15 protein-coding genes are annotated in these 13,675 nt (G+C 64.8%); 5 read left to right on the forward strand and 10 right to left on the reverse strand.

What is annotated here, in order from left to right; genetic code table 11:
- Positions 1 to 18: 18 nt before the first annotated feature.
- Entirely contained in the window at positions 19 to 1,188 is a 1,170-nt protein-coding gene (locus tag CAF53_RS06905) for a GGDEF domain-containing protein (protein ID WP_046762575.1), read from the forward strand.
- Positions 1,189 to 1,222: 34 nt separating this feature from the next.
- Here CAF53_RS06905 and CAF53_RS06910 read toward each other — a convergent pair whose 3' ends face one another.
- Complete coding sequence (locus tag CAF53_RS06910; protein ID WP_046761966.1) at positions 1,223 to 1,894, reverse strand: glutathione S-transferase family protein; 672 nt, start codon at positions 1,892 to 1,894, stop codon at positions 1,223 to 1,225.
- Positions 1,895 to 2,076: 182 nt separating this feature from the next.
- Here CAF53_RS06910 and acs point away from each other — a divergent pair, with 182 nt between their 5' ends.
- Both acs and CAF53_RS06920 read left to right on the forward strand, forming a co-directional pair.
- The gene (gene acs, locus CAF53_RS06915) at positions 2,077 to 4,020 is read left to right on the forward strand and encodes an acetate--CoA ligase (protein WP_100237674.1); all 1,944 of its coding nucleotides are present in this window, start codon (positions 2,077 to 2,079) and stop codon (positions 4,018 to 4,020) included.
- A gap of 18 nt (positions 4,021 to 4,038) precedes the next feature.
- Positions 4,039 to 4,551 carry a cytochrome b gene (locus CAF53_RS06920; RefSeq protein WP_046761968.1) on the forward strand — a complete coding sequence of 171 codons (513 nt, stop codon included), beginning with the start codon at positions 4,039 to 4,041 and terminating at the stop codon, positions 4,549 to 4,551.
- Between the two features lie 58 nt (positions 4,552 to 4,609).
- Here the strand turns inward: CAF53_RS06920 and CAF53_RS06925 are convergent, their stop codons facing one another.
- Complete coding sequence (locus CAF53_RS06925) at positions 4,610 to 5,818, reverse strand: FAD-dependent monooxygenase (RefSeq protein ID WP_100237675.1); 1,209 nt, start codon at positions 5,816 to 5,818, stop codon at positions 4,610 to 4,612.
- Between the two features lie 104 nt (positions 5,819 to 5,922).
- Positions 5,923 to 7,014 (reverse strand): branched-chain amino acid aminotransferase, encoded by a 1,092-nt coding sequence (locus tag CAF53_RS06930; RefSeq protein ID WP_046761970.1) that lies wholly within the window; start codon positions 7,012 to 7,014, stop codon positions 5,923 to 5,925.
- Between the two features lie 153 nt (positions 7,015 to 7,167).
- Here CAF53_RS06930 and CAF53_RS06935 point away from each other — a divergent pair, with 153 nt between their 5' ends.
- Complete coding sequence (locus CAF53_RS06935; protein ID WP_100238722.1) at positions 7,168 to 8,184, forward strand: beta-eliminating lyase-related protein; 1,017 nt, start codon at positions 7,168 to 7,170, stop codon at positions 8,182 to 8,184.
- On the forward strand, positions 8,181 to 9,074 hold the full coding sequence (locus CAF53_RS06940; protein WP_100237676.1) for a DMT family transporter: 894 nt from the start codon (positions 8,181 to 8,183) through the stop codon (positions 9,072 to 9,074). Before CAF53_RS06935 ends, CAF53_RS06940 begins: the two co-directional genes overlap by 4 nt.
- Here CAF53_RS06940 and CAF53_RS27490 read toward each other — a convergent pair.
- The 7 genes from CAF53_RS27490 to sufC all read right to left on the reverse strand — a co-directional run bounded on the left by CAF53_RS27490 (position 9,071) and on the right by sufC (position 13,675).
- A complete protein-coding gene (locus CAF53_RS27490) occupies positions 9,071 to 9,226 on the reverse strand; it encodes a hypothetical protein (protein ID WP_197707376.1) in 156 nt (51 codons plus the stop codon). The two genes, CAF53_RS06940 and CAF53_RS27490, sit on opposite strands and share 4 nt — an antisense overlap.
- Positions 9,227 to 9,315: 89 nt before the next feature.
- On the reverse strand, positions 9,316 to 10,113 hold the full coding sequence (locus CAF53_RS06945; RefSeq protein WP_046761972.1) for an epimerase: 798 nt from the start codon (positions 10,111 to 10,113) through the stop codon (positions 9,316 to 9,318).
- Positions 10,114 to 10,124: 11 nt separating this feature from the next.
- Positions 10,125 to 10,496, reverse strand: coding sequence for an iron-sulfur cluster assembly accessory protein (locus tag CAF53_RS06950; RefSeq protein WP_100237677.1), 372 nt, complete (start codon positions 10,494 to 10,496; stop codon positions 10,125 to 10,127).
- Positions 10,496 to 10,948 (reverse strand): SUF system Fe-S cluster assembly protein, encoded by a 453-nt coding sequence (locus tag CAF53_RS06955; RefSeq protein ID WP_046761974.1) that lies wholly within the window; start codon positions 10,946 to 10,948, stop codon positions 10,496 to 10,498. The genes CAF53_RS06950 and CAF53_RS06955 overlap by 1 nt, the downstream gene beginning before the upstream one ends.
- The gene (locus tag CAF53_RS06960; protein WP_046761975.1) at positions 10,945 to 12,153 is read right to left on the reverse strand and encodes a cysteine desulfurase; all 1,209 of its coding nucleotides are present in this window, start codon (positions 12,151 to 12,153) and stop codon (positions 10,945 to 10,947) included. Before CAF53_RS06960 ends, CAF53_RS06955 begins: the two co-directional genes overlap by 4 nt.
- A complete protein-coding gene (locus CAF53_RS06965) occupies positions 12,150 to 12,917 on the reverse strand; it encodes a SufD family Fe-S cluster assembly protein (protein ID WP_046761976.1) in 768 nt (255 codons plus the stop codon). The genes CAF53_RS06960 and CAF53_RS06965 overlap by 4 nt, the downstream gene beginning before the upstream one ends.
- A complete protein-coding gene (sufC, locus tag CAF53_RS06970) occupies positions 12,914 to 13,675 on the reverse strand; it encodes a Fe-S cluster assembly ATPase SufC (protein ID WP_046761977.1) in 762 nt (253 codons plus the stop codon). Before sufC ends, CAF53_RS06965 begins: the two co-directional genes overlap by 4 nt.

Genomic DNA, 13,675 nt, shown 5'->3' on the forward strand with positions numbered 1-13,675 from the left:
GCGGTCGTATTGATGGCCATGACTGGGGCATCATCATCCACCGCCAATGCGCAGCACGGCTTGACCGATCGTCTCGCCCGCTGGGCCCGTGGCCTTTCGGGAAAGGCCGATCATGAGGAGGCTGAGGAGCCGCCGGAAATGCCGCAGCGCGCCCGTTCAGGCAGCCCGTCCAGCCGGGAGATCACCCGGCGGCGCAAGCTGTACGAAGATATCGGCGATTTCCTGTTTGCCCATGATCTGGACCTGACACCGCTCAATTTCGGGGTCGCCCATGATTATCTGACCGGCACCCATATCGGGGTCGAAAAGGCGGTGAAGGCGGTGCTGGCCGAGCGCGGCAAGATCACCAACGGGTGGATCGAAAATGTCGCCGCCGAACAGCGCGCCGATGAGATCACACCTGAAGCGCTGGGGACCATGCTCGACAAGGTCGAGGAAAATCTGGCCCAGTTCACTGGCCTTATGACAGAATCGCGCAATTCGGCCAAGGACTACGGCGCGGCCTTGCAGGAAGAGGTCAAGGGGCTGTCCGCCGGTGCCGATAGCCAGCCGATCCTCGCACGGCTGGTGGCGCTCACCCGGTCCATGGTGGAAAAGACGCGGCAGGTCGAGAACCAGCTCCGCGACAATCAGAAACAGACGCAGTTGCTCAAGTCCAATCTCGACAGCGCGCGCCGGGCCGCCGAGCACGACCATCTGACCGGCCTCCCCAATCGCCGCGCCTTCGAAACCGTGTTGCGCGACGAATTGAAGCTGGCGCAGGAACAGGGACAGGCACTGGCCGTCGCGTTTTGCGACATCGACCATTTCAAGGTGATCAATGACACCCACGGCCATGACACGGGCGACCGCGTACTGAAATTCGTGGCGGGGCTGCTGGCCAAGATCAGCAACGACCAGTGCCATGTCGCCCGCCATGGCGGCGAGGAATTCGTCATGCTGTTCCGTGGCAAGACCGCGCCCGAGGCCTGCGAGGCGGTGGACGGCGTTCGGGAGGATCTCGCCACCCGCAGCCTGGTCAACCGATCCAATGGCGAACGGATGGAGCGAGTGAGCTTTTCCGCCGGAGTTTCCAATGTGCTGGCCTATGACGACCCTCGCGCTGCGCTGAAGGCCGCGGACCGGGCACTGTATCTGGCCAAGGAACATGGCCGCAACCGAGTCTATCTGGCAGCGGAGGCGGATTGATCACCCTGCCCTTCCGAACGGGAAGGAATCGACGTCAAAAATCGGGTTTTTCATAGTGCGGCGGGGGCGTGATGACCTCCATCCGCTCCGACAGCAGCGGCCGGAAGGACGGGCGCGACTTGAAGCCGGCATACCAGCGCTTCACCGTTTCATGCCCGGCCCAGTCGATGCCGCCGAGATAGTCGGCGACCGACAGATGCGCCGCCGCCGCGATGTCGGCCAGACTGAGCGTGGCTCCCGCCATCCAGCTCCGGTGATCGAGCAGATAGTCCATATAGTCCATATGGACATTGGCCCGCTTCATCGCTTCACGCAGGACACGGGCGTCCGGCGGGGCGCGCTCGATCAGGCGCTTCTTCATCCGCTCATGCAGCAGCGGACCGACGACATCGCCGTAGAAATTCTGGTCGAAGAAGGCGGTCAGCCGCCGCACTTCCGCCCTGCCCGCGGCCGTGCCCGAGATCAGCGGGAATTTTTCCACCGTCTCCTCGAAATATTCGCAGATCGCCTGGCTGTCGATCAGGGTGATGCCCTTTTCCTCATCCACCATCACCGGGGTCGTGCCGGCGGGATTGAGATCGAGAAATTCGTCGCGCGCTTCCCATGGCGATTCGCGCACCAAGTCGTAGCCAACGCCCTTCTCGCCGAGCAGCAGGCGGACCTTGCGCGAAAAGGGACAGAGCGGAAATTGGAAAAGTTGCCACATATTCCCTTCCTGTTAGGCCGAGCGGACGCGTGCGAAAAGCGGCAAATGGCAAGGCTCCGCTGAATTGCGCGGCGATATGGAGAGAAACTTTGGCGCGGCAGCAACGATCCGGACTTCCGGTCGCCGAGGTCTGCCTCTAGCATCGGCGCCAAAGCGGTATTTCGCAAAGGAAAGGATGCTGGATGTCTGACGATTTTTTCTCGGTTCCTGATGAATGGGCAGCCTCGGCGCTGCTGGACCGGGAAGGGCGCGCGGCGGACTATGCACGGTCGATCGGGGATTCGGACGCCTACTGGCTGGAGCGGGCGAAGCGGCTGGATTGGGTGAAATTCCCCAGCCTGACCGACGAGAGCAGCTTTGCGGAAAGCGATTTCGGCGTGAAATGGTTCGCCGACGGCATACTCAACGTCAGCGCCAACTGCATCGACCGGCATCTGGCGGACCGTGGCGATCAGACCGCGATCATCTGGGAACCGGATTCGCCCGAGGAAGAGCCGCGCCGCTACAGCTATGCGCACGTCCATGAACAGGTCTGCCGCTTCGCCAACGTGCTGAAGGGCGCGGGCGCGAAGAAGGGCGACCGCATCACCGTCTATATGCCGATGATCCCGGAGGCGGCCTTCGCCCTGCTCGCCTGTGCGCGGATCGGCGCGATCCACAGCGTCGTGTTCGGCGGCTTTTCGCCCGATGCGCTGGCGGGCCGTATCATCGACTGCGATTCGACGCTGGTGATCACCGCCGATGAAGGCCGTCGCGCGGGGAAGACCGTGCCGCTCAAGGCCAATGTCGACGCCGCGCTCCAGGAATGCACCAGCGTCCGCAAGGTCGTCGTGGTCAAGGCGACCGGCGGCGCGGTCGACATGGCCGAAGGCCGGGATCTTTGGTTGCACGAGGAAGCGGCCAAGGTTTCCGCCGATTGCCCGGCGGAACCGATGAATGCGGAGGATCCGCTGTTCATCCTCTACACTTCGGGTTCCACGGGAAAGCCCAAGGGCGTGTTGCACACCACCGGCGGCTATCTGCTCTGGGCCAGCCTGACGCATGAGCTGTGCTTCGACTACCGTCCGGGTGACATCTATTGGTGTGCGGCCGATATCGGCTGGGTCACGGGGCACAGCTATATCGTCTATGGCCCACTGGCGAACGGCGCGACCACGCTGATGTATGAGGGCGTACCCAATTACCCGACCCCGGCGCGCATCTGGGAAGTGGTCGACCGGCATCAGGTGCAGACCATCTTCACCGCGCCGACCGCGCTGCGCGCGCTGATGAAGGAGGGCGACGATTTCGTGGCACGCACCAGCCGTCGGTCGCTGCGCCTGCTGGGCACAGTGGGCGAGCCCATCAATCCGGAGGCCTGGCGCTGGTATCATCATGTCGTGGGCGAGGACCGCTGCCCGATCATCGATACCTGGTGGCAGACCGAGACGGGCGCGGCGATGATCGCGCCGATGCCGGGCGCGACCGATCTCAAGCCCGGCTCCGCCACCTTCCCCATGCCCGGCGTGGTGCCGCAGATCGTGGATTCGGAGGGCAAGGTGCTGGAGGGCGCGGCCGAGGGCAATCTGGTCATCGCGCAGAGCTGGCCGGGGCAGATGCGCACCGTCTGGGGCGATCATGAGCGCTTCTTCCAGACCTATTTCACCACCTTCCCCGGCAAATATACGACCGGCGACGGCGCGCGGCGCGATGCGGACGGCTATTACTGGATCACGGGGCGCGTCGACGACGTCATCAATGTGTCGGGCCACCGCATGGGCACGGCCGAGGTCGAAAGCGCGCTGGTGCTGCATGAGAGCGTGGCCGAAGCCGCGGTCGTCGGCATGCCGCACGACATCAAGGGGCAGGGCATCTACGCCTATGTGACGCTGAACAGCGGCGAGGAACCGACCGAGGAACTGCGCAAAGCCCTGATCGCCTGGGTGCGGACCGAAATCGGCCCGATCGCCACGCCCGACGTCATCCAGTTCGCGCCGGGCCTGCCCAAGACCCGGTCGGGCAAGATCATGCGCCGCATCCTGCGCAAGATCGCGGAAGGCGAAGTGTCCGCGCAGGCTCTGGGGGACACAAGCACACTTGCCGATCCGTCCGTGGTGGATAATCTGGTCGCCAATCGTCAGGGATAGCAACTGAAGGAGTATTGGATGGATCGCTACGGTTCCGTTGCCCGCGCGCTGCACTGGATCATCGCGATCCTCATCCTCTTCAACCTCTTCCTGGGTTTCGCGCATGAGGCGCTGCCCAGGGACTGGAAGGTGATGCCAGTCCACAAGTCGGTCGGACTGACGGTGTTGGCGCTGACGATCCTGCGCATAGTGTGGCGGTTCACTCATAAGGCGCCGCCCCTGCCCGCCGCCATGCCGCGTTGGGAGAAGGGCGCGGCGCATGCCACGCATTTCGCCTTCTACGCATTCATGCTGATCGTACCGCTGACCGGATGGATCATGTCCTCTTCCGGCGACCGGCCGCTCACCTGGTTCTTCCTGTTCGACGTACCGAAGTTCACAGTGTCCAAGGGGGATGCGATCGTCGGGATTTCTGGCGAAACCCACGAGATTGGGGGCTTCGTCTGGGCGACACTGATCGTCGTCCATATCCTCGCAGCACTGCGCCATCATTTCATTCTGAAGGACGATGCGCTGCGGCGGATGATTTGAATTGGACAGTTGGACTCCTGACCGCGCAGGAGCACGGCAGGCTTGATGTCCGGTCCGTTTACACCATCTCGCCTGTCAGCAACCGGGGAAGCGCACCCGATTGCCCCCGTGCTTCGGCCATGAAGCGGTTCTTGAGCAGCGACGTGCGCTGAACTGCCGCCAACCCCGCACGCCGGACGAGCGAAGGAATGCGGCCCGGTATGTCGAACAGCCGGACCAGGCCGTCCATCGCCACGCTGGTCATCATCGCGTCCAGCCCGCGCCAGCGCTGATAGCGTGCGAGCAATTGCGCATCGCCCGGATCGAGGCCGAGGCGCATCCCTTCGACCAGCACCTCGACCAGCGCGGCGACATCGCGGAAGCCGAGGTTGAGGCCCTGTCCGGCGATCGGGTGAATGGCATGGGCGCTGTCCCCCACCAGCGCGAGGCGGGTGTCGGTGATGCGCGCGGCATGGTGGAAACCCAGCGGATAGCTAGAACGCGGCCCGGCCATCGCAATCTCGCCCAGAAAGCCACCCATGCGCTTCTGCGCTTCGGCCAGCCAGCCGCGTTCGGAAAGCTTGAGCATTGCGGGCGCCTGGTCCGTCGGAACCGTCCAGACGATGGCGGAACGCGTACCCGGCAGCATCGGCAGCAACGCGAAGGGGCCGCCGGGATAGAAAATCTCGTAAGCCGTGTTCGCGTGCGGCACTTCATGGTCGATGGCGGTGACCATCGCGACATGCTTGTAATTCCAGCGGGTGGTGTTGATACCTGCCGCTTCCCGGGTCGGGCTGTTGCGGCCCTCCGCCGCGACCAGCAGAGCGCCGTGGATGGTCTCGCCGCTCGCCAGCGCCAGCGTCACGCCATCGGCGTTGCGGTCGACATGGAGGGCACGGTCGGGCTGGAAGCAGGTGAGATTTTCGGCCTGTCCAGCCGTCTGCGCGAGGGCGACGCGCAGGGTGCGATTGGGGAACATGATCCCCATCACGCCGTCGTCCGCATCCGGCGCGAAGTCGAGCGCCCCCGGCTCCAGCCCGTCGCTCACCCAGATACGGTCGATCGGGCAGCCCTTGCCATGGAGATGTTCGGCCACGCCGATGGCCGAAAGCATGGCATAGCTGGTCGAGCTGATCGCCGAAACCCGGCCGTCGAAGCCCACAGCGGTGGTATCCACCGGATCGGCCGGATCGATCACGGCGCAGCGAACGCCATGGCCGGAAAGCGCGATGCCAAGGGTCAGGCCGACAAGGCCACCGCCCAATATGACGACGTCGAAGCGTTGCATGGGGGCGGTTCTAGGCTGGTCCGAGAAGTTTGGGAAGGGCGGCAATTTCCCCAAGAAATGCAGTACTCCTGCGCGGGCGGGAGCACTTCATTCCATATCGGGCGCTACAGTTTGCGAACCCAGTTCGCCGGGTCGGCCACGGTGCCGCGCTGGATGCCGGTGAGCTCCGCGCGCAGCGTCTCGGTGACGATGCCGCCATCGCCATTGCCGATGGTGAAATCGCCATCGACGCTCTTCACCATGCCGATGGCGGTCACGACCGCCGCGGTGCCGCAGGCGAAGGCCTCGCGCAGATTGCCGCTGGCGGCGTCGGCGCGCCACTGCGCGAAGCTGTAGGGTTCCTCGCGCACCTCATGCCCCTTCGCACGGGCGAGCGAAATGATGCTGTTGCGGGTGATGCCGGGCAGGATCGTGCCGCCCAGCGGGGGCGTCACGATCGAGCCGTCATCCATCACGAAGAAGACGTTCATGCCGCCCAGTTCCTCGACCCACTTATTCTCGGCGGCATCAAGGAAGACGACCTGATCGCAGCCATGCTTGCTGGCTTCGGCCTGCGCGACGAGCGATGCAGCATAGTTGCCCCCGCATTTGGCCGCCCCCGTACCGCCACGCGCCGCGCGGGTGAAATGGTCCGACACCCAGAGCGTGACCGCTTTCTTGCCGCCCTTGAAATAGGCACCGGCAGGCGATGCGATGACGCAGAAGATATATTCGTTCGCCGGGCGCACGCCCAGGAAGGTCTCGCTCGCGAACATGAAGGGGCGCAGGTACAGGCTGCCCTCGCCGCCCGGAATCCAATCGGCGTCGATCTTCACCAATTCTTCGACCGCTTCCAGGAACACATCCTCCGGCAGGACCGGCATTGCCATCCGCTCGGCCGACTCGGCGAAGCGGCGCGCATTTTCCTCCGGCCGGAACATGGCGATGCTGCCGTCTTCCAGCCGATATGCCTTCATCCCTTCGAAGATTTCCTGCGCATAATGCAGAACCGCACAGGCCGGATCGAGCTGGAACGGTTCGCGCGGGCCGACGGCATGGCTATGCCAGCCCTGCCCATCGGTGTAGCGAATCGTGACCATATGGTCGGTGAAGAGCTTCCCGAAACCGGGGTCCGCCAGCGAGGCTACGCGCTGGTCAGCCGATACAGCCTTGCTGCTGCGGGTGACGGTGAAGCGCGATGTCTGCTGGACGTCCATGACGTGAAACTCCTTTGGTTGGACGGGCCGCCTATGTCACAGATGGCAGCATGAAACAATCGGTCAATATTACTGACCCATAATATGGCCTATGGCCGCTCCTTCCACGGTGGCATCTTGGCGCTGCAACGCGGCGCGGCTATTCCATGCCGCATGCACTTTTTTTCCGATAATGCGACGCCGGTTTGCCCGGACGTCATGGCGGCCATGGCGGCCGCCGACCGAGCCGACCACGGCTATGACGGCGACATTTGGAGCGCACGGCTGAACGGCGTCTTCTCCGATCTGTTCGAGACACCGGTCGAGGCGCTTTGGATCGCAAGTGGCACGGCGGCGAACAGCATCGCGCTGGCCTGCCTCTGCCCGCCCTATGGCGGGGTGCTGTGCCATGAAGAGGCCCATATCGTCGTCGATGAATGTGGTGCACCGGGCTTCTATACCCATGGCGCAAGCCTGATGGCGCTGCCCGGCGCGGGCGCGAAGCTGTCGCCGGATATCGTGACGGAACGGCTGAAAGCAATCCGTCCCGATGTGCATCAGGTGCCGGCGCGGGCGATCAGCATCACGCAGGCGACCGAATATGGATTGGCCTATACGCCCGATGAGGTGGCGGCGCTGGGTGCCGTGGCGCGCGAATATGGGCTTGGCTTCCACATGGATGGGGCGCGTTTCGCCAATGCGGTCGCGCATCTGGGTTGCCATCCGGGCGATGTGACCTGGCGGGCGGGGGTCGACGTCCTTTCCTTCGGCTGCGTCAAAAATGGCGGGATGATCGGGGAGGCACTCCTCTTCTTCGGGGACCGGGCGCAGGCGCGGGCGGCCGAGGCGGCGCGCTGGCGCAAGCGGGGCGGACATCTCTTTTCCAAGGGCCGCTATCTCGCCGCGCAGTTGCTGGCGATGGTCGAGGGCGATCTCTGGCTGCGCAATGCGGAGGCGGCCAATGCGGCGGCGCAGGCTTTGGCGGCAGGCGCGGCGGGACGGCTGATGTACCCGGTCGAGGCGAATGAACTGTTCATCCGGCTGACGGCGCAGGAGGCTGCCGCGCTGCGAGCACAGGGTTTCGATTTTTACGATTGGAGCGAGGGCGCGGCACGCCTCGTCACCAACTGGTCGCACGATGCCGCCAGCGTGAAGCCGCTGGCCGATGCCCTGGGGACGCTGAGCGCGTGACGGAGGGCAAAGGCGGCATCATATGGCCTTTCATCCTCGTCACCCTGATCTGGAGTTCGACCTGGATCGTGATCCGCGACCAGTTGGGCAGCGTGCCGGCAAGCTGGTCGGTCTGTTACCGCTTCCTGCTGGGCGGCGTGGCGATGGCGGCCTTTGCCAGGGCGCGCGGCATATCGCTCCGCATCGGCGGCAGGGGGATGGTCTTTGCTGCCTTGCTGGGCGTGGCGCAGTTCGTGATGAACTTCAACTTCGTCTATCGCGCGGAGCATTATCTGACATCGGGCGTGGTCGCGGTGGTCTATGCGATGCTGCTGATCCCCAACAGCATCCTGGCCTTCCTCTTCCACCGCCAACCGGTGAGCCGGGCCTTCGTGCTGGGATCGGTGGTCGCGGTGACGGGCATAGCCCTGATGCTCGCCCATGAATATCGTGCCGCGAGCGTGCGGCCCGACATGGTGTTGCTGGGCGCGGCGCTCTCGGTTGGCGGGTTGCTGAGCGCATCGGCGGCCAATGTCATGCAGGGCATGGAGATTGCGCGGCGGCTGCCGATGGTGGCGGTGCTGGCCTGGGCGATGCTGATCGGATCGGGCCTGGATGCACTGTTTGCGTGGGTGACGACCGGACCGCCGGTCTTCGAGGCGCGGCTGGGCTATATATTGGGGATAGGCTGGCTGGGGCTGGCGGGATCGGTCGTCACCTTCCCGCTGTACTTCCGGCTGATCCAGCGCATGGGCGCGGGACGCGCGGCCTATACCAGCGTGCTGATCCCGGTGATCGCGATGCTGATCTCCACGTTGGTGGAGGGCTATCGCTGGACGACATTGGCCGGTGTCGGCGCGCTGCTGGCGATTGCCGGAATGGTGGTCGCCTTGCGGACGAAAGCGGCTTAACGGCGGACGCCCGGCTGGTAGAGGCGCTTGGCCGCGTTCACCCTGTCGATCAGGCTGGTCAGCGGGACCGGAGCCGGGGCCGTGCGTTGCGGCATGGACAGGCCGTTGATGCGCTGGCCGAGGGCGGTGAAGGCGTTGTCGAAACGGTCCATGATCCTGTCCTTACGTGGTGACAGGTCTTCCATCGGGCCGGGATGGTTAAGAAGGCGTTAGGGATGTGGACGCTTTGCGACGGGATGATTCACAGACAGGCGGCAAGGCCTTCGCGATAGGTCGGATAGCGTGGCGACCAGCCCAGCAGGCGCTTGGCCCGGCCGTTCGCGACGCGGCGGTTTTCCGCGTAGAAGGATTGCGCCGTCGGAGACAGTTGCGCCTCTTCCAGCGTCAGCAGGGGCGGGACGGGTTGGCCAAGCAGTTCGCAGGCTGCTTCGATCAACCAGTTCTGGGCACAGGGCAGGTCATCGGACAGATTGTAGATGCCCGGTGGCCCGGCATGGATCGAGGCGATCACCCCCGCGACGATGTCGTCGACATGGGCGCGGCTGAACACCTGGTCAGGCAGGTCGATGCGATGCGCGCGCCCTTCCCTGACGCGATCGAATGCCGAGCGGCCGGGGCCGTAGATACCGGGCAGGCGGAAGCGGCGCATGTCGGGACGGAGGGCACCCCAATCCGCGTCGGCCCGTGTGCGGGCGGCGCGGCGGCCGAAGCCGACCGGGCTGGATTCGTCGACCCATGCCCCTGCCGCGTCGCCATAGACGCCGGTGGAAGAGAGATAGCCGGTCCAGATGGCGGGAGCTAAGGCGATGTCGGGGCCATAGCGGGCCAGGACGGGATCGGCGTCGCCCTGGGGCGGGACGGAGGACAGAATGTGGCTGGCCCGTGCCATGGCGGCGCGAACGGCGCCTTCGTCATCGAAGGCGAGTGCTTCGGCATCGGCGGTCCGGCGGACCCCGGTGATATGCCAGCCGTCTGCGCGCAGGCGGGTGGCGAGGCGCGATGTGGTATAGCCCAGCCCCAGGATCAGCATATGGGGCATGGCAGCGTCGCTCAGACCGTGAAGCTCTCGCCGCAGCCGCAGCTACCCTTGGCATTGGGGTTGTTGAAGACGAAGCCGGCGGTGAAATCGTCCTCCACCCAGTCCATGGTCGAGCCGACAAGATAGAGTATCGAGGCGCCGTCGATGTAGAAGATGCCGCCGGGAGTCTCGATCTTCTCGTCGAACTTGGCTTCCTCGCTCACATAGTCGACCGAATAGGCAAGGCCCGAACAGCCCCGGCGCGGGGTCGACAGCTTGACGCCGACCATGCCTTCGGGGGCCTGGGCCATCAGGTCCGCGATGCGCTGCTCCGCGGCGGGCGTCAGGATGACGGCTGCTGGGCGGGCGCGGATTTTCGTCTCGCCGTTGGGAGGTGGGGTCATCATAGCATTCCCAGTTCGAGCTTGGCCTCGTCCGACATCTTCTGCGGGTCCCATGGGGGGTCCCAGACGAGGTTCACCTGCGCATCGCCAACGCCCGGCACGGCGCCGACGCGCAGTTCGACTTCGCCCGGCATGGATTCGGCCACCGGGCAGTGCGGCGTGGTCAGCGTCATGGTGACGACGGCATGGCCGTCCTGCGTCACGTCGACGCCGTAGACGAGGCCGAGATCATAGATATTGACCGGGATTTCGGGATCGTAGATTTCCTTGAGCGCATCGATGATCGCGTCATAGAGGCTGCCGCCCGGTTCGCCCTTGGGCGCTTCCGCCGGCTTCTGGGCAAGGAAACCGTCGAGATAATCCCGCTGACGCGTTTCATCCTCGACCCGCGCCTTGGGCGGGGTTTCCACCGTCTCGACCTCTTCCACCAATATCTTCCGTTCCTCGGTCATCCGAAGATTTTCCTCACTCTTTCAAGCCCCAAGACCAGCGCATCGACATCGCTGTCGTCGCTGTAGATGCCGAAGCTGGCCCGCGCCGTCGCCTCTACGCCCAGATGGCGCATCAGCGGCTGCGCGCAATGATGCCCCGCCCTTATGGCGACACCCGTTTCGTCCAATATGGTGCCGACATCGTGCGGATGAACCCCCTCGACCTCGAAGGAGAGGATTCCCGCGCTGTCCTCCGGTCCGAAGACACGCGCGCTATTGAGGCTTTGCAACGCGGCGCGGGCCTTGCCGACCAGCGCGCATTCATGGGCATGGATCGCGTCGAGGCCGATCGCCTGCACATAGTCGATCGCCGCCGACAGGCCGACGACGCCGGTGATATGCGGCGTCCCCGCCTCGAACCGGGTCGGTGCGGGGGCGTAAGTGGTCTTTTCGAACGTCACCTTGTCGATCATCGACCCGCCGCCCTGATAGGGCGGCATGGCGTCGAGCAGTTCCTTGCGGCCCCACAGCGCGCCGATGCCGGTCGGGCCGTAGAGCTTGTGCGCGGAAAAGACGTAGAAATCGCAGTCCAGCGCCTGCACATCGACAGCCAGGCGAGGCACCGCCTGGCAACCGTCGATCAATATCCTCGCGCCGACGCCATGCGCAATGTCGGCGGCGCGGCGGACGTCGAGCACGCTGCCGAGCACGTTCGACACATGGGCCAGCGCGACCATCTTGTGCGCGGGCGTGATCATCGCCTGCATGGCGTCGAGATCGATCTTGCCGTCCGCCGTCAGCGGCACGACGTCGATCTGCGCCCCGACTTTTTCGGCCACGATCTGCCAGGGAACGATATTGCTGTGATGCTCCAGCATCGAGAGCAGGATGCGGTCGCCTGCCTTCAACTGCGAGCCTGCCCAGCTTTGCGCGACGAGGTTGATGCCTTCGGTCGCGCCGCGGACATAGACGATCTCGCCGTCCGACGCCGCGCCGATGAAGCTCGCTACCTTGCGGCGGGCAGCCTCATAGGCGAGCGTCATGTTGGCCGAGCGCTCATAGACGCCGCGATGGACCGTCGCATAATCCGGGCCGTAAGCGCGGGCGATGGCGTCGATCACGGCGTTCGGCTTCTGCGCGGTGGCGGCGCTGTCGAGATAGTGCCAGTCACCCACACCCGGAAAGTCATGGCGCAGGTCGAGCCGGTCGAAGGCGTTGACGGTCATACCAGCGTCTCCAGCTTGGCAAGCGCTGCGGCTTCGAGTCGGTCCTTGACCGCTTCGTCCGCCACATCATCGAACACACCTGCCACGAAGGCCTTGAGCAGCAATGTCTTGGCCATTGCCGGGTCCATGCCGCGGCTGGCCATGTAGAACAGCGCCTGCTTGTCGAGTTCGCCCACGGTCGCGCCATGGGCGCATTTCACGTCGTCGGCGTAGATTTCCAGCTCAGGCTTCGCATTGGCCGTGGCGGTGCGGTCGAGCAGCATCGCCTTGACCGACTGGAAGGCGTCGGTGCGCTGCGCGTCGCGCGCCACGTTGATCGAGCCAAGATAGCTGCCGGTGGCATGCTGACCCAGGATCGAGCGGATCGTCTGGCCGCTGGTGGCATCCGGCTGCGCATGGGTGACGGCGGTGATGATCTCCAGCACCTGATCGCCGCCGCCGATGATCGCGCCGTTCAATTCGAAATGTGCGCCCTTGCCCAGCGTGACGTCGAAGGTCACACGGCCGAATTTGCCGCCGATGTTGAGGAGGTGGAAATCGCAGCGCGCGCCATCCGCGATGCTGATCGCATAATCATGCACCGCCGCAGCGCCGTCGGCCGCGTCCTGCAACAGATGATGGCGCGCGCTTTCCCCGGCGGCGACATCGATGCGCGTCGGCGCGGGCGTCGGCCAGATGGTCGCCAGCGCGTCGAGATCGCTGTAGCGCCATTCTTCAGCCCTTCGTGTGGGCAAGGGGCGCGTGGGAAGGGTGAGCGTGGTCACGCCGCAACCACCTCCGCCCCGACCACATCGGCATAGCCCTCGCGCTCCAGCTCCAGCGCCAGTTCGGGACCGCCCGATTTCACGATCCGGCCAGCGGCGAGAACATGCACGAAGTCCGGCTTCACATAGTCGAGCAGGCGCTGATAGTGGGTGATGAGCAGCACCGCCTTGTCGGGCTTGCGCATGATGGCGTTGATGCCCGCGCCCACGATCTTGAGCGCGTCGATGTCGAGGCCGGAATCGGTCTCGTCCAGGATCGCCAGCCTGGGGTCGAGGATGCCCATCTGCACCATTTCGGCGCGCTTCTTCTCGCCGCCGGAAAAGCCGACGTTCACCGGGCGCTTCAGCATCTCCATGTCGAGACCCAGCAAACCCGCTTTCTCCTTGGCGAGCTTGATGAACTCGCCGCCCGACAGCGGTTCTTCTCCGCGCGCCTTGCGCTGGCTGTTCAGGCTCTCGCGCAGGAATTGCAGGTTGGAGACCCCGGGGATTTCGACCGGATATTGGAAGCCGAGGAACAGGCCTGCGGCGGCGCGCTCGTGCGGCTCCAAGCTGAACAAGTTCACACCGTTGAAAGAGGCTTCGCCTCCGGTGACTTCATAGCCGGGGCGGCCGCCCAGCGTATAGGCCAGCGTCGACTTGCCCGCGCCGTTGGGACCCATGATCGCGTGGATCTCGCCCGCCTTGATGGAGAGCGACAGGCCCTTCAGGATCGCCTTGCCGTCGATTGCGTTGGTGAGATTGTCGATGGTCAGCAT

This window comes from Sphingobium sp. LB126 (assembly GCF_002795205.1).
GTDB lineage: Bacteria > Pseudomonadota > Alphaproteobacteria > Sphingomonadales > Sphingomonadaceae > Sphingobium > Sphingobium chungbukense.

What these genes read in the sequence shown, in the direction of transcription:
- CAF53_RS06920 (WP_046761968.1), top strand. Translation starts at nt 4,039, where the DNA reads ATGGATCGCTACGGTTCCGTTGCCCGCGCGCTGCACTGGATCATCGCG.
- CAF53_RS06955 (WP_046761974.1), bottom strand. Translation starts at nt 10,948, where the DNA reads ATGACCGAGGAACGGAAGATATTGGTGGAAGAGGTCGAGACGGTGGAA.
- CAF53_RS06935 (WP_100238722.1), top strand. Translation starts at nt 7,168, where the DNA reads ATGCACTTTTTTTCCGATAATGCGACGCCGGTTTGCCCGGACGTCATG.
- CAF53_RS06950 (WP_100237677.1), bottom strand. Translation starts at nt 10,496, where the DNA reads ATGACCCCACCTCCCAACGGCGAGACGAAAATCCGCGCCCGCCCAGCA.
- CAF53_RS06960 (WP_046761975.1), bottom strand. Translation starts at nt 12,153, where the DNA reads ATGACCGTCAACGCCTTCGACCGGCTCGACCTGCGCCATGACTTTCCG.
- CAF53_RS06905 (WP_046762575.1), top strand. Translation starts at nt 19, where the DNA reads ATGACTGGGGCATCATCATCCACCGCCAATGCGCAGCACGGCTTGACC.
- CAF53_RS06930 (WP_046761970.1), bottom strand. Translation starts at nt 7,014, where the DNA reads ATGGACGTCCAGCAGACATCGCGCTTCACCGTCACCCGCAGCAGCAAG.
- CAF53_RS27490 (WP_197707376.1), bottom strand. Translation starts at nt 9,226, where the DNA reads ATGGACCGTTTCGACAACGCCTTCACCGCCCTCGGCCAGCGCATCAAC.
- CAF53_RS06925 (WP_100237675.1), bottom strand. Translation starts at nt 5,818, where the DNA reads ATGCAACGCTTCGACGTCGTCATATTGGGCGGTGGCCTTGTCGGCCTG.
- sufC (WP_046761977.1), bottom strand. Translation starts at nt 13,675, where the DNA reads ATGCTGACCATCGACAATCTCACCAACGCAATCGACGGCAAGGCGATC.
- CAF53_RS06910 (WP_046761966.1), bottom strand. Translation starts at nt 1,894, where the DNA reads ATGTGGCAACTTTTCCAATTTCCGCTCTGTCCCTTTTCGCGCAAGGTC.
- CAF53_RS06945 (WP_046761972.1), bottom strand. Translation starts at nt 10,113, where the DNA reads ATGCCCCATATGCTGATCCTGGGGCTGGGCTATACCACATCGCGCCTC.
- acs (WP_100237674.1), top strand. Translation starts at nt 2,077, where the DNA reads ATGTCTGACGATTTTTTCTCGGTTCCTGATGAATGGGCAGCCTCGGCG.